Source organism: Mycobacterium sp. NTMscope_Eco_3 (assembly GCF_976985685.1).
Window position 1 is genome coordinate 163,035 of the sequence record NZ_CDRJYZ010000001.1, and the last position, 26,152, is coordinate 189,186.

15 protein-coding genes, 10 pseudogenes and 1 other annotated feature are annotated in these 26,152 nt (G+C 63.9%); of the genes and pseudogenes, 11 read left to right on the top strand and 14 right to left on the bottom strand.

Translation table 11 applies throughout. The annotated features are described in order from the left end of the window. Positions 1–37: 37 nt before the first annotated feature. From AC0KTM_RS00735 to AC0KTM_RS00755, 5 genes and pseudogenes are all read right to left on the bottom strand, one after another. Complete coding sequence (locus tag AC0KTM_RS00735; protein WP_250644919.1) at positions 38–466, bottom strand: transposase; 429 nt, start codon at positions 464–466, stop codon at positions 38–40. Further along, positions 441–1,283: pseudogene (locus tag AC0KTM_RS00740) on the bottom strand (transposase); the annotation flags it as partial. The pseudogene AC0KTM_RS00740 and the gene AC0KTM_RS00735, both read right to left, overlap by 26 nt. Before the next feature lie 251 nt (positions 1,284–1,534). Next, positions 1,535–3,322: a group II intron reverse transcriptase/maturase gene (ltrA, locus tag AC0KTM_RS00745; protein ID WP_046186391.1), complete on the bottom strand. Its 1,788-nt coding sequence runs from the start codon at positions 3,320–3,322 to the stop codon at positions 1,535–1,537. A 712-nt stretch (positions 3,323–4,034) separates the two neighbouring features. Further along, the gene (locus tag AC0KTM_RS00750; protein ID WP_472414808.1) at positions 4,035–5,273 is read right to left on the bottom strand and encodes an IS110 family RNA-guided transposase; all 1,239 of its coding nucleotides are present in this window, start codon (positions 5,271–5,273) and stop codon (positions 4,035–4,037) included. Positions 5,274–5,605: 332 nt separating this feature from the next. After that, on the bottom strand, positions 5,606–5,929 hold the full coding sequence (locus AC0KTM_RS00755) for a hypothetical protein (protein WP_007172237.1): 324 nt from the start codon (positions 5,927–5,929) through the stop codon (positions 5,606–5,608). A gap of 137 nt (positions 5,930–6,066) precedes the next feature. Here AC0KTM_RS00755 and AC0KTM_RS00760 point away from each other — a divergent pair, with 137 nt between their 5' ends. The 5 genes and pseudogenes from AC0KTM_RS00760 to AC0KTM_RS00780 form a co-directional block, all read left to right on the top strand. After that, positions 6,067–6,957: a metal-dependent hydrolase gene (locus tag AC0KTM_RS00760; RefSeq protein WP_172975555.1), complete on the top strand. Its 891-nt coding sequence runs from the start codon at positions 6,067–6,069 to the stop codon at positions 6,955–6,957. A 46-nt stretch (positions 6,958–7,003) separates the two neighbouring features. Next, positions 7,004–8,569, top strand: a complete 1,566-nt coding sequence (locus tag AC0KTM_RS00765; protein ID WP_007172240.1) for a flavin-containing monooxygenase — start codon at positions 7,004–7,006, stop codon at positions 8,567–8,569. A 162-nt stretch (positions 8,570–8,731) separates the two neighbouring features. After that, positions 8,732–8,938 (top strand): annotated as a pseudogene (locus AC0KTM_RS00770) (transposase); the annotation flags it as partial. A gap of 369 nt (positions 8,939–9,307) precedes the next feature. Next, positions 9,308–10,186, top strand: a pseudogene (locus tag AC0KTM_RS00775) (IS110 family transposase); the annotation flags it as partial. Between the two features lie 54 nt (positions 10,187–10,240). Further along, positions 10,241–10,531 (top strand): annotated as a pseudogene (locus AC0KTM_RS00780) (transposase); the annotation flags it as partial. Here AC0KTM_RS00780 and AC0KTM_RS00785 read toward each other — a convergent pair. From AC0KTM_RS00785 to AC0KTM_RS00795, 3 genes are read right to left on the bottom strand one after another with little or no spacing between them, the layout of a single operon-like run. Beyond that, on the bottom strand, positions 10,524–10,985 hold the full coding sequence (locus AC0KTM_RS00785; RefSeq protein ID WP_007172469.1) for a DUF6262 family protein: 462 nt from the start codon (positions 10,983–10,985) through the stop codon (positions 10,524–10,526). The pseudogene AC0KTM_RS00780 and the gene AC0KTM_RS00785 sit on opposite strands and share 8 nt — an antisense overlap. After that, positions 10,975–13,260, bottom strand: a complete 2,286-nt coding sequence (locus AC0KTM_RS00790; RefSeq protein WP_225325992.1) for a tyrosine-type recombinase/integrase — start codon at positions 13,258–13,260, stop codon at positions 10,975–10,977. Before AC0KTM_RS00790 ends, AC0KTM_RS00785 begins: the two co-directional genes overlap by 11 nt. After that, positions 13,230–14,312, bottom strand: coding sequence for a tyrosine-type recombinase/integrase (locus AC0KTM_RS00795; protein ID WP_033717226.1), 1,083 nt, complete (start codon positions 14,310–14,312; stop codon positions 13,230–13,232). Before AC0KTM_RS00795 ends, AC0KTM_RS00790 begins: the two co-directional genes overlap by 31 nt. A gap of 132 nt (positions 14,313–14,444) precedes the next feature. Between AC0KTM_RS00795 and AC0KTM_RS00800 the strand changes: the two are divergent. Next, positions 14,445–15,424: pseudogene (locus AC0KTM_RS00800) on the top strand (IS3 family transposase); the annotation flags it as partial. Further along, positions 14,465–14,596: a sequence feature (AL1L pseudoknot), on the top strand. (Overlaps the previous pseudogene by 132 nt.) Before the next feature lie 479 nt (positions 15,425–15,903). Then, positions 15,904–17,244 (top strand): annotated as a pseudogene (locus AC0KTM_RS00805) (IS256 family transposase). Between the two features lie 352 nt (positions 17,245–17,596). On the opposite strand, the gene AC0KTM_RS00810 reads toward AC0KTM_RS00805, so the two are convergent. After that, positions 17,597–18,046, bottom strand: a complete 450-nt coding sequence (locus tag AC0KTM_RS00810; RefSeq protein WP_007172254.1) for an SRPBCC family protein — start codon at positions 18,044–18,046, stop codon at positions 17,597–17,599. A gap of 315 nt (positions 18,047–18,361) precedes the next feature. Between AC0KTM_RS00810 and AC0KTM_RS00815 the strand changes: the two genes are divergently transcribed. Continuing rightward, positions 18,362–19,063, top strand: a complete 702-nt coding sequence (locus AC0KTM_RS00815) for a TetR/AcrR family transcriptional regulator (protein WP_033721584.1) — start codon at positions 18,362–18,364, stop codon at positions 19,061–19,063. 146 nt (positions 19,064–19,209) lie between these two features. On the opposite strand, the gene AC0KTM_RS00820 is transcribed toward AC0KTM_RS00815, so the two are convergent. Together AC0KTM_RS00820 and AC0KTM_RS00825 are read right to left on the bottom strand one after the other, a co-directional pair. Continuing rightward, on the bottom strand, positions 19,210–19,533 hold the full coding sequence (locus AC0KTM_RS00820) for a transposase (RefSeq protein ID WP_268988642.1): 324 nt from the start codon (positions 19,531–19,533) through the stop codon (positions 19,210–19,212). A gap of 76 nt (positions 19,534–19,609) precedes the next feature. Further along, positions 19,610–20,023: pseudogene (locus AC0KTM_RS00825) on the bottom strand (transposase); the annotation flags it as partial. Between the two features lie 57 nt (positions 20,024–20,080). Here AC0KTM_RS00825 and AC0KTM_RS00830 point away from each other — a divergent pair. Then, positions 20,081–20,353, top strand: a pseudogene (locus AC0KTM_RS00830) (transposase); the annotation flags it as partial. On the opposite strand, the gene AC0KTM_RS00835 reads toward AC0KTM_RS00830, so the two are convergent. From AC0KTM_RS00835 to AC0KTM_RS00845, 3 genes are read right to left on the bottom strand one after another with little or no spacing between them, the layout of a single operon-like run. Continuing rightward, positions 20,346–20,807 carry a DUF6262 family protein gene (locus tag AC0KTM_RS00835; protein ID WP_007172469.1) on the bottom strand — a complete coding sequence of 154 codons (462 nt, stop codon included), beginning with the start codon at positions 20,805–20,807 and terminating at the stop codon, positions 20,346–20,348. The pseudogene AC0KTM_RS00830 and the gene AC0KTM_RS00835 sit on opposite strands and share 8 nt — an antisense overlap. Next, positions 20,797–23,082, bottom strand: coding sequence for a tyrosine-type recombinase/integrase (locus tag AC0KTM_RS00840; protein ID WP_225325992.1), 2,286 nt, complete (start codon positions 23,080–23,082; stop codon positions 20,797–20,799). The genes AC0KTM_RS00835 and AC0KTM_RS00840 overlap by 11 nt, the downstream gene beginning before the upstream one ends. After that, positions 23,052–24,134 (bottom strand): tyrosine-type recombinase/integrase, encoded by a 1,083-nt coding sequence (locus AC0KTM_RS00845; RefSeq protein ID WP_033717226.1) that lies wholly within the window; start codon positions 24,132–24,134, stop codon positions 23,052–23,054. The genes AC0KTM_RS00840 and AC0KTM_RS00845 overlap by 31 nt, the downstream gene beginning before the upstream one ends. 132 nt (positions 24,135–24,266) lie before the next feature. Here AC0KTM_RS00845 and AC0KTM_RS00850 point away from each other — a divergent pair. Together AC0KTM_RS00850 and AC0KTM_RS00855 are read left to right on the top strand one after the other, a co-directional pair. Beyond that, positions 24,267–24,886 (top strand): annotated as a pseudogene (locus AC0KTM_RS00850) (DDE-type integrase/transposase/recombinase); the annotation flags it as partial. Between the two features lie 223 nt (positions 24,887–25,109). Continuing rightward, a pseudogene (locus tag AC0KTM_RS00855) lies at positions 25,110–25,985 on the top strand (IS110 family transposase); the annotation flags it as partial. Positions 25,986–26,152: the final 167 nt, after the last annotated feature.

The following is a 26,152-nucleotide window of genomic DNA, read 5'->3' on the forward strand; positions in this document are numbered from 1 at the left end:
GAGTGAGATATCGTCAAGACCTGTGGATCGGTGAGTTTCAGGCGACCTGCGATCCGACGGTTTGAGGCTCAGCTGCCGACGGTTCGGGTGTGATGTCGATAGGCCGTTCGAGCGGCTTGCCCTTGTGGAAGACGGCGCTGGCACGGACGAGGGCGACCAAGTGTGGTGCGTTGACCGCGCGCCAGCGGGCCTGGGCGGCCTCGATTAGCTTGTAGGCCATCGCCAGCCAGGCCGCGCGGGAGCCCGGCCCTTTGGTGACTTTGGTCCTCAAACGTACTGTCGCAAAGGTACTTTCGATCGGATTTGTGGTGCGAAGGTGGATCCAATGCTCGGCGGGATACCGGTAGAACTCCAAAAACACCTCGGCGTCGTCGACGATCTTGGGCGACCGCTTTGGGGTATTTGGCGCCGTAGTCGATCTCGAACGCTTTGATCGCGAGCTGGGCTTTGTCGATATCCTCGGCATTGTAGATCTCCTTCATCGCCGCGACTGCACCCTGGGTGCACCGATTTCGGCAGTGCGGCAAGAATATTGGCCTGCTTATGCCACCAGCAGCGCTACTCTCGAATATCCGGGAACACCTCCCGCACGCCTTGCAGAAGCCCAGGGCGCCGTCGCCGACCGCGAGCACCGCTGCGGTCATGGCGCGGCGGCGGCAATCGCGCAGCAAATCAGCCCAGAACTCAGTCGATCCCCGGAAGCCGTCAGCCAGCCCGACGAGCTCCATGCGGCCATCAGCACGGACCCCGATCATTACCAGCAAACAGAGTTTCTCCACCTCAAGGCGCACCTTGAGGTGGATGCCATCCACCCACAAATACAGGTAATCGGTGCTGGATAAGTCACGCTTGCCGAAGGCTTTGGCCTCGTCCTGCCGCTGCGCGGTCAGCCGAGTAATCTCGGTCGCCGAGAGCGCCGCGCCCGTGCCGAGGAAATGCTCCGGCGCCGGGCCGAAATCCCCGCTGGACAGCCCGTGCAGGCACAGCAGCGGCAACACCTCGGTCATCTGCGGCGACTTGCGCGCCCACGCCGGCAAAATCGGGGAGGAAAACCGGCACCGCTCACCGGTGTCAGCGTCGATGCGCTTGTCGTTGACCCGCGGGGCCTTGACCGGCACCGCCCCAGCGGCCGTCAACACGGTCCGCTCCTCGTGGTAGCCGTTGCGCACCACTAGGCGATGCCCATTCTCGTCAACCTGATCGGTGAACTGCGCGATATAGGCCGACTTCGGCCTCCAGCGCCGCCGCAAGCATTTGCCGGGCGCCATCGCGGACGACCTCATCGAGTAACGAGCGACCCGAACCGGTGTTGTCGTTGGACTCGTCGACGTCGTGAACTACCGTGAGCATGGGCGTACCTTCCCAACCAGCGCGCCAACGCCGGTCCTTGATCAGACAAACCGAATTCAGAGCACCCTCGGGAAGGCGGCGCCCCTTCAGGCTGCCTCACCGAGGCTCATGTCGGGTAGGACCGCCGCATTGCTGCGGCGGTCCCCCCTCAGAACCGTACGTGCCAGTCGTCCCGGCATACGGCTCAAGCAAGCCCCGAGGACGTTGCGGGAACTGCGTAATTCGTTGGGCTCCCGCGCAACTTAGCCCGAAGGCTGCGATGGCAGGAGGCGTGTACCAGGTGGGTCTCGTCCAACCGGGCCAGCCGCCCGTGGTGGGTGAGATGCTCGGCGGCGATGGCTCGCTTGACAACTCCTAACCACCACCGTTCCCATTCGGAGGGCGACTGCGGGGGTTGATCGACGGTCAACAAATGATCGCCACACAGCGGGCACCGTCCGTCCTGCTTGGCGAGCAGGCGCAGGTTGTAGCTGTCCAGCGCGGGTTTGACCTTGCGCCGTCGTTCGGCCCAGTAGCTGGCCAATTCCGGGGCGTCGGGAGACGCCCGGCCCGCGACTAGCGTGTGTCGGACGATGTGAGTCCAGGAGAATTTGACCAGACACGCGATGTTTTCACGGCGGTCATCCAACGGCCGTTCGGGATCGCCGAACACCCACTGATCGTTCCTGAACTTGTTGAACCGACCCCAGTGGCGGCGTGCGATCCACTTTTTCGGCTTCTTCGGATGCGGTCGGCGCGCCCGCCCGGAGGTGAGCCGCCACATATAGTGGTCCAGCGAGCTGAAAACCTTGCTGGACACCGCACCTCGATAGTAGGCGGACCATCCCCGGATAATCGGGTTCATCCGGGCGATCACCGCCCTGGCGTTGGAGCCGCGCAGCCTGCGCATCTCCTCGGCCAACCGTTTGCGGATACGCTCGATCGCCTCCGGGCTCGGCTTGATCAACAACTTGCCCGGCCGTCTACCGTGGCGGTAGCAGCGGATGTTGAATCCGAGGAAGCTGAATCCCTCTTCGAGGTGGACGATGCGCGTCTTATCCTCGTTGAAGACCAGACCCCTCGGAGCCAGCCACCGGGCAAGCTGCGCCTTGACGTGTTCGGCCTGCTCACGTGAATGGCAGCAGGCGACCATATCGTCGGCATATCTCACCAGAACCGGGTTGCCCGCTATCGCCGCGCCGGCGTAAACACCGGTCGAACTGCGGTAACGAACTCCCGCGGCCTCCTCCAGGCCATGCAGTGCCACGTTCATCAGCAACGGGCTGATCACCCCGCCCTGCGGAGAACCCTCCTCGGTCGGCGCGAACCCGCCGTTCTCGATCACCCCGGCTTTCAGCCACTTTCGGATCATTTCCTTGGCCGGGAACGACCCCAGCTTGTCGAGTAGCCGAGGATGGTCGATTCTGTCGAACGCGGCCGACAAATCGGCGTCCAGAATCCATGCCCGTTGGGCTCGTGGCCCTTTGAGCGTGAGGAAAAGGGACTGGATCGCATCGGCACAGCTACGGCCCGGGCGAAACCCGTAGGAACGGGCCTCGAACCGAGCCTCCCACTCGGGCTCCAGCGCGTTGCGTACCCGCGCCTGATGACAGCGGTCCATCACCACGGGGATACCGAGCGGACGCTGATTTCCGTTGGCCTTCGGAATATACACACGCCGAACCGGCAAGGGCTCCCACGACGACCGCGAATCATGCACTCGCACCGCAATATTCGCTCTCGCCTCGGGCGACAGGGCAACCTCCCCATCGATCCCGGCCGTTCGACGCCCAGCATTGCGCTGAGTCACCTGTCGCACACTGACCAACGTGTTCGACCAGGAACCCAGCATCAGTTTCTGCAGCGACCGGACCGAGGCCCAGTCCTGCTCCCGCGTCGCCTTGAAGATCCTGCGCCGCAACCTCGCTACGTTTTCCTCATGGACACGCCAATCCACGACGGTCCAATCGAAAACGCCCTCCGGTCCGTTCACCTCTACGGTGTCCAACTTGCCCTTCCGGTTCGCAAGGCCCTCGGTCTCGGTATTTCAAAGGCTCACCTGCCCACGTCAGCGCCCTTTCGAGCCCAGCCACCACGCTGGTATCCGACCGGTTCCCCATGATCGCCGCCCAGGAGGAGCGGCGGCACCACGACCACAGGTCCCGCTGCCTTTCGGCCATCGGCATTCGCTTCTTGAGCATCCTGTTCCCGCCGAGGGATTCCGCCCCTCTCACGATCGGCCTACCGGCCCGAAGGCCGGACCCGACGGGGTTTCCACGTTCCGCGCATACGAGATACGGCCGGGGAGGGCGCCCTCTATACCCCGAGACCAGCGGTGTTCGCACGACCGGCCTGTGGCCTCCGGTCGCCGCTTGCCGCCACTGCCAGCGGCCGGGTCCTATCACCCGGGTTCTCAACCCGTCTTCCCGGGCTTCAAATAACGAGGCGTCATCAAGGGTTCATTCGCATTCGCCCGTCCGGCCTTCCCTCGCCCGGTCGTTCCCCCAGACGGAACGGGGGCCCTTGGGCTTCTTCCCTGAGCTTCGCACGCCCACGGGCAGGACCCGTCGACGCACGTCAGGGCGGGGATCGGTCACGAACACCAACCGAGAACTACGCGACCGGCATCGCCGACCTCCACTCCACGAGCTCACTCACATGCGCGACATCGCGTCGCACCCACAGACCTCCGATCTTGTTAACAGTCAAGCGGCGGCTCGTGTGGGGTGCGTCGGGGGTGGTCGGTATGCCTTGATTGGGTCGTAGGTTTGGCTGGTTTGCAGGCAGTGGTAGAGCTGGCCGAGCATGCGGTTGTAGAGGTGGCGCAGGGCTGCGGGGTGGCGGTCGCCGTGGTCGCGGCGTGTCAGGTAGTGAGCGCGGGCGGGTCCTTCGCAGCCGGCCGCGATGAACGCCCAGACGAATCCGACGGCGGCAAGTCGGTTGTTCTTCACGTGCCGGTGAGTGATGCGGATGCTGCGCCCAGAGGCTTTGGTGACGGGCGCCGACCCGGCGAACGCCTTCAATGCTCGGGCGTCGGCGAATCGTGTTCGGTCGTCGCCGATTTCGGCGAGCAGGCGGGCACCGGTAAGGTCGCCGACCCCCACAAATGAGGTGATGATCCTGTGGTCGGCGTGCTGGGCAAAGGTGGCGGCGGTGGCCTCGCCCAGCCGGTCGACGTTGGCGCACTCAGCGTCGAGGGTGGCCAGCAATGCGACTGCTTGGATACCGAAGGCGTCTTCGACCGGGGCGGGGTGTCGCAGCTGCGGCAGCCGCAGCTGCTGGTGGATTGTCGCCGCGAGCGTGGTCAGGCCGCGTTGGCGTCCGGCGCGGCGCAGGGCGGCGGTGATCTGCGGCTTTGACAGCCGCGCCGCCTTGGCCGGGGTGGCAGCGATGGCGAGCACCGCACGAGCTTCGGGTGCGGTGATTCCGCCGGGACGGTCGGCGAAGGCGTGCAGGAAACCCGGGAAATATTCCCGCAGCAGCGACCGCAGTTCGTTGCCGGCCCGGTTACGCCGCCAGGTGGCGTCCTGGTGGGCACGGGCCAGCACGGTGATCGATTGCGCCAGTTCGGTGTCGGCGGGTAACCGACGATGCTGGTCGATGTCGGTACGCAGGATGTTGGCCAGCGTGACCGCATCGCCGTGGTCAGACTTCTTGCCCGACATCGACGTCCGTTCCCGATAGCGGGCCACCGACATCGGGTTGATCGGGTAGATCGGTCGACCGCTGGCCCGCAACACGGCGACCAGCAACCCGCGCGGGGTCTCGATCGCGACCGGGATCGGATCCTCAGGGTCGTCGTCGGCATCGGCCAGCATGGCGGTCAGTTCGGCGAATCCGGCGACCGACTCGGGGATGCGCCGTCTGGCGACCAGCCGACCGTCGGCATCCACCAGCGCGACGTCATGATGATCCTGGGCCCAGTCGATCCCACACGTGACCATGGACAAATTTACCTCCTTGGTTGTCGAAATGTGTTGGGTGCGTGACCCTTTGTGAGAACGCGCGGCGCCCTAATAGCAAGGCTCTGATGGCCTGACCTCCGATTGAGCCGTTCGCGACCCCAGCAACCCGCACGACCCCCAGTCTTTGTCAGAGCTCAACGGCTCCCCGTCGATGAGGTGTCGATCGTGCAGGCGGGCTCGAACCACGTTCCCCACCCCAACCCCTTCCGAGGAGCAGCCGGTCACGACACGCCGACCTCGCCGTTCTCCCGGCAGGTCTAGCCGACCCCGGTATCGGTCAGGCGTTCCGTCGACACTCGCTGGCCGACCGCTCACTCGGAAGGTCGCAGAGCAGCCGGCGTTCCCGCCTGTGGAAGGGGGTCTAGCCCCGAGTTCTGATCAGGAATCGTCCAGTGCCCTACAAAGCTATTAGGTTCCTGATCATTGCTCCACCGCAGCGCCGTCGGGCGGGTATCACGCTGTCTGGCCAGGCGGTCAAATTCGAGGACCAGGTCCTCGCCGGTGATGCCGCGCGCCACCCGACCGTCGACGCATTTGCGGGTGTGTTCGTCGATGATCGAGACGATCTTTGATCTGGCGGCGGTCAGTGGTGCCATCGAAATGGAAGTCAACAGCCACACCCGCTTCAGGCGCATCTGCGTACCCCGGGCATGGCGCTTTCTGCGCCCGCGTCTCCCCAAGCGAGCGAGCGGGACATTTGACTTGTAGCACCACGTCTACACCCGATACTATCGGTATCCGAAACTGGATGTTCGAGGAAGGGCAGCCTGTCATGGTCGACGGAGACATAGGACAAGGGGCAGTGACCACTGCAAGTGCGGCAAGTGTGGGGTCTCGGTATCCGAGAACCCGGCGGATACGTTTCCCCTTTGGCGAGGGCAGCAAGTATTTCTTCGATGACGACATCATCTTCAGCCACCTGTGGGCGAACTTGTCGGGGTCGTTCCCGCCGGGGGAGGAGTTGTTCATTCGGTCGGTGCGCCGGTTTGCCGATGAGATCGCCGATCCTGGGTTGAAGAAGCGGGTGGCCGGGTTTATCGGTCAGGAATCGGTGCATGGCCAGCAGCATCGGGCGCTCAATGACAAGCTCGTTGACATGGGGTATCCGATTGGGTGGTGGGATTCCGAAAAGTTTGTTGATTGGGTGAAACGCATCGAGGAGGTGCTGCCGGCCCGGATTCCGCTGGCGGTGACAGCAGCCGCAGAACACTTCACCGCGATACTTGCTGAGCGGCTGCTCGGCGATGAGGACTTCCGGGCGATCCCGGGTGATGCGGAGGTGTGGAATCTCCTGAAGTGGCATGCGCTGGAGGAACTTGAGCACAAGTCGGTTGCCTTTGACGTATTCCGCTCGGTGGGGGGTACCGAGCGGGTGCGTCGACGTGTGATGGCGGTAATGATCCCCCTTCTGCTCCTCCTCATGAGTGGCACGCTGGCGTATTCGGTGGCGCGGGATCCCGAAGCGTGCCGTCAGCCAGTGCGACTGGTGCGTGAGACCTATCGGGTCTACCGCGGTCCGATATTTCGGGGTTTGATCCCAGAGCTCAGGCAATACTTGCGACCGGGATTTCATCCCGACGACATCGACACCAACGCGTTGCTCGAGCAATGGCAGGAGGAACTCTTCGGCACCAAGGGGGCCCTGGTCGGCTACCTGAAGTGAACCGAATTTCACCGAGACCGTCGCCAAGAAGGGAGCAAGCAGTTTTATGTCCGAATCCTTTGACGTTGTGATTGTGGGTGCGGGTATTTCCGGTATCAGCGCTGCCTGGCATCTGCAGGAGCGCTGTCCCAACAAGAGTTATGTAGTTCTAGAGCGCAGAGCTGATCTGGGTGGTACATGGGACCTGTTCAAGTATCCGGGCATCCGATCGGACTCCGACATGTGCACCTTCGGGTTCCGTTTCAAGCCGTGGCACTCGCCGCGCTTTACCGTTGATGGCGCCACGATCAAGGATTATCTCTGGGAAGCTGCCGCCGAGAGCGGCATCGACAACCACATCCGGTTTGGTAGCCAGGTATTGTCTGCGGACTGGTCGGACGCCGACAGGCGCTGGACGATCAAGGTGGCTGGGGACCGCCAAAAGACGACCGAGATCACGGCCGCGTTCCTGTTTGCGTGCAGCGGCTACTACGACTACGACCAGGGGTATCGTCCAGAATTCCGGGGCGAGAAGGATTTCGAAGGAATTATTGTTCACCCGCAGAACTGGCCCGAAGACCTCGATTATGCGGGTAAGAACGTCATCGTCATCGGCAGCGGTGCTACCGCAGTGACCCTTATTCCGTCCCTCGTGGATTCAGGCGCTGGCCAGGTAACGATGCTGCAGCGTTCACCGACTTACATCGGATCGCTGCCAAACATCGACCCCATTGCCGTGCAGCTCATCAAGTGGTTACCGACAAGGAGCGCGGACTTCGTCAACCGCTGGAAGAACATCCTGTTAGCTGTGGCGCAGTACAGACTGGCGCGTCGCTTTCCCCGTTCCATGCGAAAAGCGCTGATCGCTTGGGCTAAGCACCAGCTGCCCGCAGGCTATGACGTGGATAAGCATTTCGGGCCGAAGTACAACCCGTGGGATGAACGGATATGCCTGGCCCCTAACGGCGACCTTTTTAAGGCCATTCGGGACGGCAAGGCCGATGTAGTCACCGATACTATCGACCACATCACCAGGACCGGGATCAAGCTTTCCTCGGGTCAGGAGTTGACGGCCGACATCATTGTCGCCGCGACCGGTTTGAACATGCGGCTGTTCGGCGGCGCCAAGATTACCCGTAACGGCCAGGTCGTCGACGTCGCGAAGTCGATGACCTATAAGGCCATGATGCTATCCGACGTCCCGAGCATGGCGTTCACTATCGGTTACATCAACGCGTCCTGGACACTGAAAGCAGACCTGGTGTCTGAATACGTCTGTCGCTTACTCAACTACATGGATGCGCACGGCTACGACACCGTCGTAGCTCCCCACCCTGGCGAGGATGTCGAGGAACTGCCGTTCACGGATTTTGCGCCCGGCTACTTCCAACGCGCGATGGATCAACTCCCTAAGTCTGGATCCCGCGGTCCATGGAAAGCAAAGCAGAATTACCTCTTCGATGTCCGTCAAATACGCCGCGGCAAGATCGATGACGGTCTGCGCTTCACGACCAAAGCATCCCGGCCGGCAACTCTGCCGGCCTCGACATCACACCAAAGCACTTCCGAAATGGCTTCTGGCTCAAACCGAGGAAACGGTGAGCACCGCACAAATCCGCTCATCGCCGGATAATCCAACGGGGACTGTCTCGGTGAGTCCGGAGACTTTCTGATGTGAGAGCTCAGCTGGCGGCTGCTCTCTCGCGTTGAGCGTAATAGGCGGCCTCGAGTTCGGCTGGCGGAACATCGCCGCAGTATTCATACAGGCGGCGGTGGTTGAACCAGTCGATCCGCCGTGCGGTGGCCAGCTCGTTCGACCACCACGCCTCCACCTGAGGGGCTGTTGGCGCAGATGACCAAGGCGGTGCTCCAACGCGCTTTGGATGTCGAGATCGCTGATCACCTGGGCTATGAGTACGGCGATCCGGCTGGTTATGGCTCGGGCAACTCCCGCAACGGGCGCGGCCGCAAAACCGTGCTCACCACGGCCGGAGCGGTCGACCCGACTTTATCAAACTAGCTTCTCGGGCGCGCTTCGCTCTCACCGTGGTGATCGAAAATTCCGCGAGCCAGTTGCGGTTCCGAACGGGGCCTGCGCTGGGTTCAGCGTCCAGGCGGCCGACGGTTCATGCTGGAAGGTGTTTCGGTTGACCCCGGTTGCACTATGTTGCCTGTGAGCCCGCAAATTAGCCTGAGGGTGGAGAGCCCCCCATCCACGGGGACCGTGGAATGTTGCCGTCGAGCACGAGTGTCAGAATTCTGTTTCATCCCGCTCTCCTGTCAACGGCGACACGGGGTCAGTTTTCAGACGACGCCGACATCTCCCCGGAACACGCCCCTTTGTCAATCCTGTTGGGAGGCGGTGAGTTCGATGGATGTGGTGCACCCGCGGTGCGCGGGAATCGATTGCTCGAAGAAAGACGCGAAGGTCTGTGTGCGGATTCAGGGCCATGGACGCAGAGGAGCGTCGTCGACAGTGACGACATGGGGTGCCATGACATCACAGATCCTGGCGTTGCGTGAGCATCTTATCGCGCAGAAGGTCACGTGTGTGGTGATCGAGTCCACCAGCGACTACTGGAAACCGTTCTACTACCTGCTCGACGATGAGCTGAACATGATGCTGATCAATGCGTCGCGGGTGCGCAATGTGCCCGGCCGCAAGACCGATGTGTCTGATGCTGCGTGGCTGGCCGATCTCGGGGCTCACGGGCTGGTGACGGCGTCGTTGGTGCCGCCGCCGCCGATTCGTGTCGGCGGCAAGTGAATACTGACCAGTGCTTGCCGACTCCTGATCAGTTTTCGATTGCCGTTGACAATTCGCGCGCTGCGGGATCTGACCCACGCACGCACGCACATCACCCGGGAATGCTCGCGCGAGGTAATGCGGTTGGAGAAGCTGCTCGAAGACGCCGGGATCAAACTCACCTCGGTGGCCACCGACATCACCGGAGTGTCCGGACGAGCGATGCTCGAGGCGCTGATCGCCGGCCAGAACGATCCAGCCATGATTGCCGATCTGGCCAAGCGGACGCTGCGCCGCAAGATCCCGGCGTTGACCGAGGCGTTGATCGGCCGGTTCAGTGAGCATCACGCGTTTATGTCCCGGTTGTTCCTTGACCGCATCGATGCTCACACCGCCGATATCGGTCGCCTCGATGAGCGCATCGAGGAAGCGATGGCGCCCTTTCGCCTCACCCGGGAACTGCTGATGAGCATTCCGGGATTCTCCGGCAAGACTGCCGAGGTGTGAATCGCCCTGGAAATCCCGGAGGCTCCTGACCTTGGAAACGAGGATGCAGGTATGCCGAAGGAACAGTCGTCTGGGAAGCCCACGGCGCGTCGTTACAGCCCGGAGGAGAAGGCCGCTGCAGTGCGGATGGTGCGGGCACTGCGTGCCGAGTTGGGCACCGAGCAGGGAACGGTGTCACGGGTAGCCCGCCAGCTCGGCTACGGGGTCGAGTCGGTGCGCTCCTGGGTGCGTCAGGCCGATATCGACGACGGGTATGCACCTGGGGTGTCCACTGCGGAGTCACAGCGGGTCAAAGAGCTCGAGCAAGAGATACGAGAACTGAAGCGGGCGATCGTTATCTTGGGCGGGCTCGACTGTTTGGGGGCGTGATCTGGGTGTTTGTGTCGTGGACGGTGTCCGTGATGTGGGTGTCGGCGATGCGGTTGGCGCGGAGCTGTCCGTGCAGGAGTGCGATCTGGTTTCGTAGTTGACGGTTTTCGTTGTCGAGTTCGCGGATGCGTTCGTGTGCGAGGGTGAGGCGTTGGCGCAGGGAGGCGTCGGAGCCGCGCTCGACTGGGGCAGGTGGTGCCGGCTCGGGCGTCTCCGATATGGCGGTCAGTCGGCGGAGTTGGTCGCGCAGTGCGGGCTGGGCATACAGCCATGAGCGGGAGACGCCGGCGAGGGCGGCGATCTGTGTGATAGTGCGCCGCTGGCCGGTTTCGCCGAGTTCCTGCAGGGCTTGCCGGGCGCGTTGGAGGGTGTCGGCGCGGCGGCGTTGGGCAGCGGCGAGGAGGTAGTGGCTGTTGTCATGGCGCATCGGATGGTTCCTTTCCGCAGCATGTTTCGCTGCCCGCTGCAGCGCACCGGCAGTCGCGTTGGTCGGTTTCGAGGGTGGCGATGATGGTAAGCAGGTTGGTTTCGACGGTGTGGTTCATCTCGGCCAGGCGGGTGTGGCCGTCGGTTTGAGCACGCGAGATCAACGTGCGGGTGTCATCGAGCTGCTTGCGGTGTTGGGGTAGGAATTCGGCGGTCGTGATGAACAGCGGACAAGTCAAACATGCGTTGGCGTGCGGGCACGATTTCTGTAGTGGCAGACCACAATAGCCGTTGGGCAGCGCTATTTTCGCGCGTGCAAGGTTCTGCTTCATCCACTCGCCATCGGCGAGGGGCCCGTCGACGGTGATGTCGACCGGCTCACCGTGGATGTTGATCTTCTGGGCGCGTTCCCACTGCTCTCGTATGGTGGTGTCGGCCAATCGGGCATACACGGCGGTCATGGTGTGGCTGGTGTGGTCGAGCAGGCGTCGGACCACTTCCTGCGGCACCTCATGGTTGATCCATCGTGTGGCCGCCGTGTGCCGGAACTGATGAGCGGTGATATGCGCTGGCTGACCGAGTTCATCTGTGACACCACATGTTTCGAGCCACTGCCCGAGCTGGAGGTGGAACGTCACGGTGGGAATGGGCAGCCGTCCGTCGGGGTTGGCGCTGCTGCGCGGCAGCAACACGGCGGTGGTTGGAAACCGCTGCCGGGTGCGCTCCTGCTGCGTCTGGATCATGGCGGTGAGTTCGTCGTCGATGGGCACCACCGCGTCGCGGCGCATCTTATGGTTGCGGTAGCGCAAATAGACCGCGCCCTGCGGGTCGCGAACCAGACAGTCCAGCGCCAGCCGGGTGGCGTCGCCAATGCGCAGGCCGGTGCGGATGAGGACCTCCACCAGCAGCCGGATCCGCGGGTCGCTGATCCGGTCGAGGTTGGCCGGGCTTTCCAACTGGCCCATGACGAACTCGGGAATCGCCCGCGGTGCCGGTGTCTCGTCACGGCGGGGCTGGTCGCTGGGATACAGCTGCGCCTCGGCCGGCAGCGATGCCCACCGGTGCTGGCGAACGGCATTCAGAAACCCGGTCACACAGCCGATCTCGGCGCTGCGGGTCTTCGGTTGTGGGATCTCAACGGCCAGTCGAGCCAGGTAGGCCTCCAGCGCTGCCCGCTCGAGCGCACCCGGGCCCGACGAGCTCGCTAGTCCGGGCATGAACTGCGACAAACGAACGAGCGCGAGGCGATCACTGCGTAGCTGCCCCAGCCCGACTCCGCACGACATGCGCCACCGGCACCATCGTTTGGCCAGCTCTCGAAGCCAGACTGGGTGCACCGCAGTGAAATCCAGTTTGGCCCCGTCATGGCCGGAAACACCGAGCCGCCGTAGCCGCCACACGTCACGCTGGTATTCGCTGTCCCAGCCGGTCCCGTCGCGCAAATCGAGCACGCACTCGATCGCGTAACCGAGGAACGCGCGCGGGGTGTTGACCGACGCCGCGGCCGGCAGCCCGGCCAGCCAGTCGGCCAGCGGACGATCCAGCAGCGACTCGGCCCCGGTTGCCGACAAGTGGTCCAGCAGCGGCTTGATCGATCGCGGTGTGGTGCGGGTTCGGTTCAGGTCGACGCGGCATTGCAGCGCGTAGCCGATCTCCAGCCGCAACTGCGGCCGCAGCGGCCGCAAGTCGAAGCGATCCTCGCCGTAGCTGGCGCAGTAGGCGATGAACTCCGCCGCCGACGGGCGACCACGCAGCCGCCACCGCCGGTGGTGGGAATGACACCACCCGGCGTCCAGTTCGGCCCACAACATGCACCCCGGGATGGCGCACACCGCTGCCGGCGTGCCGGCCACGTCCGGCTTCCACCGATCCACCACTGGGCGTCCGGCCTTGTCCCAGGCGTGGGAATGCGTGTAGCACAACCGATACCGATGCTGCCCGAAGCCGCAACCGGGCACCAGGCACGATTGCAGCGGCCGGTACCCCATCACCTCTGGATCAGCGGTCGCCGCCCACGCCCGTCGGTCATCCGGGCGACCCGCCTTTCTCCACCGGCCCAGATGGGCCGGGCAGAGCCCGGCGTAGCGACTCGAACGCACACACCCGGGCACCGCGCATGCCGGCGACCCGAGAATCGGATCCGCGACGGCGGGCACCAGCACCTCGACCCGGAACTCCGCACGCACCGCTGCGCCCAAACGCGCAACCCAGCCGGGCTCAATCGGCGGCGCCAGCACCTCGACGCTCACCACGACCCATCCCGGTCCGCCAGCCACCCCGCGGCCACCAACGCGCGGCGGGTGTCCTCGACCTTCAGATGCGCGTACGCGTCACTGGTCGTCGCGATCGACGCGTGCCCCAACAGATGGGCCACCACCTCGACCGGCACCTGGCGGCGCAACAACTCTGTCGCATACGAGTGGCGAAAAGTATGCGGCCCGAACATGATTCCGGTCCGCTCCCGCAATCGGCAGACCAAATCGTAGACGCTGGCATACGTCAACGGATACCCAATAGGACCGGACCACAAGTTGACGAATACGTAATCGCTGTCCAGCTCGCCGTACTCGCCATGCAGATAATCCGCATACAGCCGGATCACCGCGCCCGGCACCGGCACCTGGCGACCCCCGCCCTTGGCTCGGGCACGATTCGTATTCACCCTCGGCACCACCGTCACCAGCCGAGCAGCCGCATCGATGTCGCTGTGCCGCAACCCCAACGCCTCACCAACCCGCAGCCCGGATGCAGCCAGCAGAGAAAACAGGAACCGATCCCGCAGCCGATCACAGGCCGCCACGATCGCCGCGACCAGTTCCGTGTCCAGCGTGTCCGGGATGCGCCGCTGGGCCCGTAACCGGATCCGCCTGCTGCGCTCCGGTCGAGATCCCAGGTGCGCCAGCAGTGGTCGCCACGATCCACCATGTCCCTTATGCCGCTGCCAGGTCGTCAACAGATCACCCAGGTCCACTCCGTGGCGCTGATGGAATTCATAAAACGCCGAGATTGCCGATAGCTTGCGGTTCACCGTGGCCTCCGAGCACATGCTCTCCGCCGTCGGCAGCGCTGACACATTGCCCACTCGCCCCGCCGCGGGTAGTCGCAGCCACGCCACGAACCGGCCCACCTCCTCCAGTCGCACCCGCGACCACACCAGGCCGCCCCGATCGAGGAACTCGAACCAATCCCGCAGATCATGGGCATAGGCCTTGACCGTGTTCGGTGAGCGCTCGATCGCGTGCAGATGCGACAAGAACGCCTCGACCGGCTCCACCACCACCGCATCCTGATCCACCAGCGTCCACGATTCGCGGTCGCCGAACGGCATCACCACCGACTGCACCCGCAGCCCAGGACTCGTCACAGACACCGAAGATAACTGGTCCACAACGCATTTCCCGGCATCTCCGAACGCGTGTCGTCTACATGGTGAACAGCTTCCTCACGGCCTCAGATAACCAACGAGATTCTGAAACGAGCGGCCAGTTTCTTCGGCGCGGAGCTCGACCGCCAACACAAGAAGTAGTCGACTTCATCGACACCCACCGTGGGGAATTCGGGGTCGAGCCCATCTGCACCGTCCTGCGCACCGCAGGGGTGTCGGTGGCCCCGAGTACTTACTACGACACCAAGGCACGGCCGCTGTCGGCACGGGCCCGTCGAGACGCCGAGCTGGCGCCCGCCCTGGTGGCGCTGTGGGACAACTACCGGGTCTACGGCGCCCGCAAGCTGTGGAAAGCCGCCCGCCGTGCCGGCCACGACGTCGGGCGAGACCAGGTCGCCCGACTGATGCGCGCAGCCGGCATCCAAGGAGCGCGGCGCGGCAAACGGGTCCGCACCACCAAACCCGACCTGACAGCGCCTCGCCACCCCGATCTGGTCAAGCGGAAGTTCACGGCGACTACGCCGAACCAACTGTGGGTCACGGATCTAACATTCGTGCCGACCTGGGCTGGGGTGGCGTATGTGTGCTTCATCGTCGATGCCTACTCCCGGATGATCGTGGGCTGGCGGGTGGCCTCCCACATGCGCACAACCATGGTGCTCGACGCGATCGAGATGGCCCGCTGGTCACGTGGAAACACATTGCCGGGCTTGACATGTCACTCCGATGCCGGGTCCCAGTTCACTTCCATCCGCTACGGTGAACGTCTCGCCGAGGTCGGTGCGGTGCCCTCGATCGGCACCATCGGGGACAGCTACGACAACGCTCTGGCCGAGACCGTCAACGGTTACTACAAGGCCGAGCTGATCTACGGGCCGGCTCACACCGGGCCCTGGAAGACCGTCGAGGACGTCGAGCTGGCGACCCTGGCCTGGGTGTACTGGCACAACACCAGCCGCCTACACAGCTACCTCGCCGACGTTCCTCCGACCGAGTTCGAAGCCACCTTCTACGATGCACAACGGACCGACCAACCCCTGATCGGAATCCAATAACCCGAGCCTCCGACAGAACCAGGGCGATTCATCACGCAGCTCCGGCGGATACCTCCTCAATGAACCACCTGACATGACTCCAACCTTCCCAAGAAGTGGAGTCTCCGGACATGCCGGGGCGATTCAGTGTGGAGCTCTTAAAGGCCATGGCCTGCATTCCAGACGGTCGCGACGAACGCTATAGTTATTGGCCATGAGATTAGATTCGATTCGCCGTTCGGGCGTTGTAGTGCTTGTCTTGGCCACGGCCTCGGTAGCAATGGTCGTGGAGGCGCTGGGGTGGCGCCGTTACCTTGTGCTGGGCACGGCCACACTAGCACTTGTCGTCAAGGCGGCGGGAGGGCGGCGTCGCCTCGGCGTCCGGCGCAGTCTGGGAAGAAAAGGCAAACGAACGGTCGCGTCCTAAAGCCGGTGTAAATGGGCCGGGCATAGGTTCTGCTTCGAGACCTACCAAGTCATCGAAGAAAGGACCTATGCCCGTGCCTGCACGAGTATCGCCGACTGATCGTGTTCGCGCCAAGATCGACGAGCTGTTCGCATCCGATCGTGAGCTGCCCGAGATTCTGGAGGAGGTGGCCCGGCTCGGCGCACAGTTGCTGATGCAGGCCGCGCTGGAGGCCGAGGTGACCGAGTTCCTCGGCCGTGACCGCTACCAACGCGCCGCGGCCGCGCCGGATGCGCAGCCCCGGGGCGCGCAATGGTTATCGGCCAGCGACGGTCAAGACCACCGTCGGCCCAGTCACCCTGGAGCGGCCCAAGCTGCGCGGCACGACCGCCGCGTTCGTCTCACGCCTGTTCGGCAAGCACGTCACCAAAACCAATGCGCTGGAATCGCTGGTGATCGCCTCGTTCGTGCGCGGACTGTCGGTGCGTGATGTCGAGGCCACCCTTGCCGATGCGCTCGGTGATCAGGCCGCGATCTCGAAATCGACTGTCTCGCAGGTATGCCAAGCGATAAAAACCGAGTACAACACCTGGGCGCGGCGCCCCTGGGCGATGTCGTGCTCGATTAGCTGTTCCTGGATGCCTCCTTCTTCCGGATGCATCCCGGCTCGCCGGCCGAGCCGATCCTGGCCGCGTGGGGCGTCACCACCGCCGGCAAGCCCGTCTTTGTTGGCCTGGCCCCCGGCGTGGTGGAGTCGACCGAGGCCTGGGCCGATTTCCTGACCGATCTCACCGACCGTGGGCTAGCGTGCCCGCTGCTGGTCATCTCCGACGGTGCCCGCGGCCTGATCGCCGCGATCGAGCAGGTCTTCCCGACCGCGCTGCGGCAACGCTGCCTGATCCAGCGGTTACGCAACGTGCTGGCCAAGATCCCGGCCGGGATGCAGGCCGAGATCCGCGACGGCTACTGGGCCTGCTTCGACACTGAGGACCTCAAAACCGAGCCCGGTCCGCGGCTGGTCGAACTGGTCGACGCCCGGCTGACCGCGTTCGCTACCCGCTACACGACCACCTACCCGGCAGCGATGAAGATCATGCTGACCGAGCGCGAGGGCCTGACCGCCTATCTGCGGTTCCCGCCCGAACATCATCACCGCATCCGCCACTCGAACTTCATCGAACGCACCTTCGGAGAAACCCGCCGCCGCGCAAAGGTTATCGGCCGCTTCCCTGGCGAGACCAGTTGTAACAGCATCGCCTGGGCCGTGCTCGACCGCGCATCCCGCGGCTGGCGCGGACTCACCATGACCCCCGCCGGGCTGCGCCAGCTCCAAGACCTGCGCCGCAGCCTGCTGCAACCACCCCGGCAACTGTGGCCCCAGCACACCCCGGACTTCGCTAGCAGCACCACCGAAACCGTCAGCGCCACCGCGTAGCATCACTCACCGAAGCCAGAACCTCCGCAGGCCGATTTACACCGGATTCCGGACGCCACCCAAACGAACTAGTGCCCTGAGTCATTAATTTTGGTGCAGTAGTTGCCGACGATGCTGATCAAGATTTGGTCGACGGTCTTGGTCCAGACGTATGGGGGCCCTCGTTCCGGGTTTCGACTACTGCGGTGATCGCCGCCCACTGCGAGGGGTACTGCGGATGCACCTCAGCGACCATGCGCACTGCACGCTCACGAAGCTCGTCGGGATACTTGCTCGGGCGTGCCATAACTCGAATCCTCCCAAGATCGGGAGTCTCCGGAAACGCCGGGACGGCTCAGTGTGTGGGAGCTGTTCAGCAGGTGCGTAGACATTGCCGACGCAGTGCTCGTTCAGTGTGTCGGATACCTGAACCAAGCAACGGCTCGATAGCGCGCTGGAGGACTTTGCCCGCGAGCCCACCGGGGAACTTGTAGTCGGCAGTTATGTCAACGCGGGTCACTGCTGATCCCATCGGCGTCGTGGCAACGGCTGCCAAGGCAACTATGCCGTTGTTGGTCACCAAGGCCTCTGTGATGCGCCGGCACGGCTCCCACTCGGTGATGCGACTCGTTCCGGTCATCGCGATTGGGCCGATCTTGCCGGTTCCTCGAAATTCGGCGCCGACCCCGTCTGATAGTTCGCCGATTGGCGTAATGGTGCGCAACCCAAAGACCCACTCCGGCATCCGGCGGTAGTCGACAGCGTAGTCGAAAACCGCCTCAGCCGGCAATTCTAGAGTGCCAGACGCGAACACCATCGTCATGCGCCACCAGCCCAGGCCAAAGACTCCGCCGTGGCATCGCCTACAGAATGATCCCTGCAGTCAGTGCGCATGGGTTGATGGTGGCATCACCGTCACAACCCGTCAATAGAATTGGATTTCGAATCTCCCTCGTGGTGGGTCGGCCGGCCGCTACGATGAATCGCGTTCATGATGGTGAAGACGGATCGTCACGCGCGGCGCGACGTTCAGGCGCTTCCAGGCGGGCACCGAGAGGCTCAACGCGTGAGGAGTTGCCTGACGCACCGTTGGCTTGTGCAGTAGCTTTAGCTTTTAGATTAGAATTTCGGGGTGTCGATGAACCTGGGTGCCGTGGGGCGGCTGCTACCGGAGTTGACCGGAGATGCCCGAGCCGATCGTTGGCGCGAGCATCGAGCTGCTGTGCGGGCGGAGCTGATAGAAGCGACGCTTCGCGCGATCGACGAGTATGGGCCTGACCTGTCCATCGACGATGTCGTAAAGACCGCGGGGATCCCCAGGCCCAAGCTGTATCGATTCTTCGCGGATAAGGACGCCTTATTCGCCGCGGTCGGCCAGCGGGTGCAGGAGATGATCATCGAGCAAGTCGTGCCGCAGTTTGATGCCGCCACCACGGCGCTGGAGCTGGTCAGCTCCGCGGTGGCCGCTTACGTCGGGCTCGTGGATAAGCGGCCTAATCTTTTTCGTTTCCTGGTGAATTCCCACTTCAGGGACGGGCGTTCGCCCGCGGATTTGATCGAGGGCGGCAGGCCGCTCTCGGACGCCACGGTGGATGTTTGGTCAGCCGCTATCGAGGCGCGTGGTGGCGAGGGCGCCAACTTTGAATATGTTGTGGATGCTGCTCTGGGAGCGGTGGGACTTGGTGTGCTGCGCTGGCTGAATTCCCCGACCGTCAGCAAGGATGCCCTTGTCGAAGAGTTGACCGCTTTTTTGTGGGGCGCCTTTTCGGCAATTGCGGAAGTGCGTGGGGTGCACCTCACTCCTGACACGAAGCTAGAGTCATCGGCCGAGGCAAATTAAGCGGTCGCTTTCCCAGTTCGGGCGGCTGGCGGCGCCGACATGCTGAACCTGCCCTGAACCGTAGAGGCATACACTACGAGGAGTGGATGTGCCGGAGACACGGATCGGGAGTGGAGATATCGTCAAGACCTGTGGATCGGTGAGTTTCAGGCGACCTGCGATCCGACGGTTTGAGGCTCAGCTGCCGACGGTTCGGGTGTGATGTCGATAGGCCGTTCGAGCGGCTTGCCCTTGTGGAAGACGGCGCTGGCACGGACGAGGGCGACCAAGTGTGGTGCGTTGACCGCGCGCCAGCGGGCCTGGGCGGCCTCGATTAGCTTGTAGGCCATCGCCAGCCAGGCCGCGCGGGAGCCCGGCCCTTTGGTGACTTTGGTCCTCAAACGTACTGTCGCAAAGGTACTTTCGATCGGATTTGTGGTGCGAAGGTGGATCCAATGCTCGGCGGGATACCGGTAGAACTCCAAAAACACCTCGGCGTCGTCGACGATCTTGGGCGACCGCTTTGGGGTATTTGGCGCCGTAGTCGATCTCGAACGCTTTGATCGCGAGCTGGGCTTTGTCGATATCCTCGGCGTTGTAGATCTCCTTCATCGCCGCGACTGCACCCTGGGTGCACCGATTTCGGCAGTGCGGCAAGAATATTGGCCTGCTTATGCCACCAGCAGCGCTACTCTCGAATATCCGGGAACACCTCCCGCACGCCTTGCAGAAGCCCAGGGCGCCGTCGCCGACCGCGAGCACCGCTGCGGTCATGGCGCGGCGGCGGCAATCGCGCAGCAAATCAGCCCAGAACTCAGTCGATCCCCGGAAGCCGTCAGCCAGCCCGACGAGCTCCATGCGGCCATCAGCACGGACCCTCGGCACGGGCGCGGGGCTCTCGGTTCCCAACCAGCGCGCCAACGCGATGACCGATGCCCACGTTTCCATGACAACTGTTTTGGACCGTGAAAGAGTTGGCATGCGCGTTCAACCGCCCCGGCATGTCTGGAGACTCCATTTCTTGGAAAGGATGGAGTCATGTCAGGTGGTTTGTCGAGGAGGTACCAGCCAGAGCTGCGGGAGCGGGCGGTGCGGATGGACGCGGAGATCAGCGATCAGCACGATTCGGAGTGGGCAGCGACCAGTGAGATCGCCGGGCTACTTGGTGTTGGCACGGCCGAGGCGGTGCGCAAGTGGGTGCGCCAGGCTCAGATCGATGCGGCGCACGCGGGGATCACGACCGAAGAGTCCTCCGAGCTAAAACGACTGCGGCGAGAGAACGCCGAATTCGGAAGGACCAACGTTATCTTGGGCGGGCTCGACTGTTTGGGGGCGTGATCTGGGTGTTTGTGTCGTGGACGGTGTCCGTGATGTGGGTGTCGGCGATGCGGTTGGCGCGGAGCTGTCCGTGCAGGAGTGCGATCTGGTTTCGTAGTTGACGGTTTTCGTTGTCGAGTTCGCGGATGCGTTCGTGTGCGAGGGTGAGGCGTTGGCGCAGGGAGGCGTCGGAGCCGCGCTCGACTGGGGCAGGTGGTGCCGGCTCGGGCGTCTCCGATATGGCGGTCAGTCGGCGGAGTTGGTCGCGCAGTGCGGGCTGGGCATACAGCCATGAGCGGGAGACGCCGGCGAGGGCGGCGATCTGTGTGATAGTGCGCCGCTGGCCGGTTTCGCCGAGTTCCTGCAGGGCTTGCCGGGCGCGTTGGAGGGTGTCGGCGCGGCGGCGTTGGGCAGCGGCGAGGAGGTAGTGGCTGTTGTCATGGCGCATCGGATGGTTCCTTTCCGCAGCATGTTTCGCTGCCCGCTGCAGCGCACCGGCAGTCGCGTTGGTCGGTTTCGAGGGTGGCGATGATGGTAAGCAGGTTGGTTTCGACGGTGTGGTTCATCTCGGCCAGGCGGGTGTGGCCGTCGGTTTGAGCACGCGAGATCAACGTGCGGGTGTCATCGAGCTGCTTGCGGTGTTGGGGTAGGAATTCGGCGGTCGTGATGAACAGCGGACAAGTCAAACATGCGTTGGCGTGCGGGCACGATTTCTGTAGTGGCAGACCACAATAGCCGTTGGGCAGCGCTATTTTCGCGCGTGCAAGGTTCTGCTTCATCCACTCGCCATCGGCGAGGGGCCCGTCGACGGTGATGTCGACCGGCTCACCGTGGATGTTGATCTTCTGGGCGCGTTCCCACTGCTCTCGTATGGTGGTGTCGGCCAATCGGGCATACACGGCGGTCATGGTGTGGCTGGTGTGGTCGAGCAGGCGTCGGACCACTTCCTGCGGCACCTCATGGTTGATCCATCGTGTGGCCGCCGTGTGCCGGAACTGATGAGCGGTGATATGCGCTGGCTGACCGAGTTCATCTGTGACACCACATGTTTCGAGCCACTGCCCGAGCTGGAGGTGGAACGTCACGGTGGGAATGGGCAGCCGTCCGTCGGGGTTGGCGCTGCTGCGCGGCAGCAACACGGCGGTGGTTGGAAACCGCTGCCGGGTGCGCTCCTGCTGCGTCTGGATCATGGCGGTGAGTTCGTCGTCGATGGGCACCACCGCGTCGCGGCGCATCTTATGGTTGCGGTAGCGCAAATAGACCGCGCCCTGCGGGTCGCGAACCAGACAGTCCAGCGCCAGCCGGGTGGCGTCGCCAATGCGCAGGCCGGTGCGGATGAGGACCTCCACCAGCAGCCGGATCCGCGGGTCGCTGATCCGGTCGAGGTTGGCCGGGCTTTCCAACTGGCCCATGACGAACTCGGGAATCGCCCGCGGTGCCGGTGTCTCGTCACGGCGGGGCTGGTCGCTGGGATACAGCTGCGCCTCGGCCGGCAGCGATGCCCACCGGTGCTGGCGAACGGCATTCAGAAACCCGGTCACACAGCCGATCTCGGCGCTGCGGGTCTTCGGTTGTGGGATCTCAACGGCCAGTCGAGCCAGGTAGGCCTCCAGCGCTGCCCGCTCGAGCGCACCCGGGCCCGACGAGCTCGCTAGTCCGGGCATGAACTGCGACAAACGAACGAGCGCGAGGCGATCACTGCGTAGCTGCCCCAGCCCGACTCCGCACGACATGCGCCACCGGCACCATCGTTTGGCCAGCTCTCGAAGCCAGACTGGGTGCACCGCAGTGAAATCCAGTTTGGCCCCGTCATGGCCGGAAACACCGAGCCGCCGTAGCCGCCACACGTCACGCTGGTATTCGCTGTCCCAGCCGGTCCCGTCGCGCAAATCGAGCACGCACTCGATCGCGTAACCGAGGAACGCGCGCGGGGTGTTGACCGACGCCGCGGCCGGCAGCCCGGCCAGCCAGTCGGCCAGCGGACGATCCAGCAGCGACTCGGCCCCGGTTGCCGACAAGTGGTCCAGCAGCGGCTTGATCGATCGCGGTGTGGTGCGGGTTCGGTTCAGGTCGACGCGGCATTGCAGCGCGTAGCCGATCTCCAGCCGCAACTGCGGCCGCAGCGGCCGCAAGTCGAAGCGATCCTCGCCGTAGCTGGCGCAGTAGGCGATGAACTCCGCCGCCGACGGGCGACCACGCAGCCGCCACCGCCGGTGGTGGGAATGACACCACCCGGCGTCCAGTTCGGCCCACAACATGCACCCCGGGATGGCGCACACCGCTGCCGGCGTGCCGGCCACGTCCGGCTTCCACCGATCCACCACTGGGCGTCCGGCCTTGTCCCAGGCGTGGGAATGCGTGTAGCACAACCGATACCGATGCTGCCCGAAGCCGCAACCGGGCACCAGGCACGATTGCAGCGGCCGGTACCCCATCACCTCTGGATCAGCGGTCGCCGCCCACGCCCGTCGGTCATCCGGGCGACCCGCCTTTCTCCACCGGCCCAGATGGGCCGGGCAGAGCCCGGCGTAGCGACTCGAACGCACACACCCGGGCACCGCGCATGCCGGCGACCCGAGAATCGGATCCGCGACGGCGGGCACCAGCACCTCGACCCGGAACTCCGCACGCACCGCTGCGCCCAAACGCGCAACCCAGCCGGGCTCAATCGGCGGCGCCAGCACCTCGACGCTCACCACGACCCATCCCGGTCCGCCAGCCACCCCGCGGCCACCAACGCGCGGCGGGTGTCCTCGACCTTCAGATGCGCGTACGCGTCACTGGTCGTCGCGATCGACGCGTGCCCCAACAGATGGGCCACCACCTCGACCGGCACCTGGCGGCGCAACAACTCTGTCGCATACGAGTGGCGAAAAGTATGCGGCCCGAACATGATTCCGGTCCGCTCCCGCAATCGGCAGACCAAATCGTAGACGCTGGCATACGTCAACGGATACCCAATAGGACCGGACCACAAGTTGACGAATACGTAATCGCTGTCCAGCTCGCCGTACTCGCCATGCAGATAATCCGCATACAGCCGGATCACCGCGCCCGGCACCGGCACCTGGCGACCCCCGCCCTTGGCTCGGGCACGATTCGTATTCACCCTCGGCACCACCGTCACCAGCCGAGCAGCCGCATCGATGTCGCTGTGCCGCAACCCCAACGCCTCACCAACCCGCAGCCCGGATGCAGCCAGCAGAGAAAACAGGAACCGATCCCGCAGCCGATCACAGGCCGCCACGATCGCCGCGACCAGTTCCGTGTCCAGCGTGTCCGGGATGCGCCGCTGGGCCCGTAACCGGATCCGCCTGCTGCGCTCCGGTCGAGATCCCAGGTGCGCCAGCAGTGGTCGCCACGATCCACCATGTCCCTTATGCCGCTGCCAGGTCGTCAACAGATCACCCAGGTCCACTCCGTGGCGCTGATGGAATTCATAAAACGCCGAGATTGCCGATAGCTTGCGGTTCACCGTGGCCTCCGAGCACATGCTCTCCGCCGTCGGCAGCGCTGACACATTGCCCACTCGCCCCGCCGCGGGTAGTCGCAGCCACGCCACGAACCGGCCCACCTCCTCCAGTCGCACCCGCGACCACACCAGGCCGCCCCGATCGAGGAACTCGAACCAATCCCGCAGATCATGGGCATAGGCCTTGACCGTGTTCGGTGAGCGCTCGATCGCGTGCAGATGCGACAAGAACGCCTCGACCGGCTCCACCACCACCGCATCCTGATCCACCAGCGTCCACGATTCGCGGTCGCCGAACGGCATCACCACCGACTGCACCCGCAGCCCAGGACTCGTCACAGACACCGAAGATAACTGGTCCACAACGCATTTCCCGGCATCTCCGAACGCGTGTCGTCTACATGGTGAACAGCTTCCTCACGGCCTCAGATAACCAATGCGATTTTCAAGACGGCGTCGGCTTTCTCCGCGGCCGAGCTCGACCTGCCAACACACTAATCACCCAGTTCATCGCCGATCATCACGGTCACCGCGATGGCCCTGATGGTTTGCGGTGGGGTGTCGAGTCGATCTGCACACAGCTGACCGAGCTGGGTATGCCGATCGCCCCATCGACCTATTACGACCACATCAACCGCGAGCCCAGCCGCCGCGAACGCCGTGACGACGAACTCAAAGAACAGATCAGCCGGCTCTACGCCGCCAACTACGGCGTGTACGGTGCCCACAAGGTGTGGCTGGCGCTCAACCGCGAGGGCACTCCAGTGGCCAGATGCACCGTCGAGCAGGGTTTGCCTACGTCGCTTTCGCCACCGACGCCTACGCGCGGCGGGATGCTGGGCTGGCGGGTCGCTTCCACGATGGCCACCTCGATGGTCCTCGATGCGATCGAGCAAGCCATCTAGAACCGTCAACAAGAAGGTGTACTGATCTCAAAGACGTTGTCCACCAGACGGATCGGGGATCGCAGTCAATACACCTCGATCAGGTTCAGCGAACGGCACGCAGAAGCGGGCATCCAGTCCTCGGTCCGAGCGGTCGGCAGCTCCTATGACTGTGAGAATGTTGGCGGCTGTCTGGTCGCCTGACTCGTGTTATGACTGACCCAGCGGTATGGGTGTCCTGGCTGTTGATCTGTCGTCCAACGGGCGGTCGTTCCACCTCGTGCTGACCGAGCGGGCAGTGACCTCATAGAAGCCTGACCACACCAGGTCCCATCGCAGTCCCGTCACCCGACCGGCCAGCCTCAACAACCCGCTGAAGGTCGCAATGACAAGCATGGCAACCACACCTCGCCGCGGTCGAGTCGTGATCGGTGTTGATACCCACAAGTTCGTTCATGTCGCCGCCGCGTTCGACGACTTCGGCGCGGTGCTTGACACCGGAACGTTCCAAGCCGACCGCGCCGGCTATGCCGAGCTGATCGAATGGGCTAGCCACCCGGGCCACATCCTGACCTTCGCCATCGAAGGCACCGGCTCCTACGGAGCCGGCCTGACCGCAGCCGTGCGTCGCAGCGACATCGGTGTCGTGGAGGTAATGCGCACCGACCGGCGCGACCGGCGGCTGCGCGGCAAGTCCGACTTCCTGGACGCCGAAAACGCCGCCCGTGCCGTGCTTGGTAGCCATGCCACCGCCACCCCGAAGACCGCCGATGACACCGTGGATATGATCCGACAGATCAAAATCGCCAAAAATATTGCGGTCAAAGCCCGTTCGGCAGCGATGATCTCGCTGAAGACGGTCATCGTTAACGCCCCAGACGAGCTGCGTGAACAACTGCAGCCCTTGTCCAAGATGGCCCTAATCCGCCGCTACGCCGGCCTGAGGCCAGCTGGCATCAGCACGGTCGAAGCCGCAACCAAGCACACCCTGCGCTCGATCGCCCGCCGCTGGCAGCATCTCAACGAGGAGATCACTGAACACGAGAAACTACTCGCCCAATTGGTCACCGAGATCGCGCCAGAGTTGACCGCAGCATTCGGCATCGGCGCCGACACCGCCGCCGAGATGCTCATCGTCGCCGGCGACAACCCCGACCGGATCCGTATTGAAGCCGCGTGGACCAAGCTGTGCGGCGTGTGCCCGATCCCAGCCTCCACCGGCAAAACCGTTCGCCACCTGCTCAACTGGGATGGCCACCGCCAGGCTAATGCGGCGATCTACCGCACCGTCATCGTGGGCATGCAACACCATCAACCCACCCAGGCGTACCTCGCAAGACGCACCGCCGAAGGCAAGTCCAAGGCCGAAATCATCCGGTGCTTAAAACGCTTCCTTGCCCGTGAGATATGGGCCTCGTGCATCCACTGCGCACCACT

Bases quoted from the DNA above. Each gene is read 5' to 3' on its own strand.
- AC0KTM_RS00785 (WP_007172469.1), bottom strand. From the start codon at position 10,985: ATGCGCCATGACAACAGCCACTACCTCCTCGCCGCTGCCCAACGCCGC.
- AC0KTM_RS00810 (WP_007172254.1), bottom strand. From the start codon at position 18,046: ATGACGATGGTGTTCGCGTCTGGCACTCTAGAATTGCCGGCTGAGGCG.
- AC0KTM_RS00760 (WP_172975555.1), top strand. From the start codon at position 6,067: ATGGTCGACGGAGACATAGGACAAGGGGCAGTGACCACTGCAAGTGCG.
- AC0KTM_RS00765 (WP_007172240.1), top strand. From the start codon at position 7,004: ATGTCCGAATCCTTTGACGTTGTGATTGTGGGTGCGGGTATTTCCGGT.
- AC0KTM_RS00845 (WP_033717226.1), bottom strand. From the start codon at position 24,134: ATGCCGTTCGGCGACCGCGAATCGTGGACGCTGGTGGATCAGGATGCG.
- AC0KTM_RS00750 (WP_472414808.1), bottom strand. From the start codon at position 5,273: ATGGTCACGTGTGGGATCGACTGGGCCCAGGATCATCATGACGTCGCG.
- AC0KTM_RS00755 (WP_007172237.1), bottom strand. From the start codon at position 5,929: ATGCGCCTGAAGCGGGTGTGGCTGTTGACTTCCATTTCGATGGCACCA.
- AC0KTM_RS00835 (WP_007172469.1), bottom strand. From the start codon at position 20,807: ATGCGCCATGACAACAGCCACTACCTCCTCGCCGCTGCCCAACGCCGC.
- AC0KTM_RS00815 (WP_033721584.1), top strand. From the start codon at position 18,362: ATGAACCTGGGTGCCGTGGGGCGGCTGCTACCGGAGTTGACCGGAGAT.
- AC0KTM_RS00735 (WP_250644919.1), bottom strand. From the start codon at position 466: ATGCCGAGGATATCGACAAAGCCCAGCTCGCGATCAAAGCGTTCGAGA.
- AC0KTM_RS00795 (WP_033717226.1), bottom strand. From the start codon at position 14,312: ATGCCGTTCGGCGACCGCGAATCGTGGACGCTGGTGGATCAGGATGCG.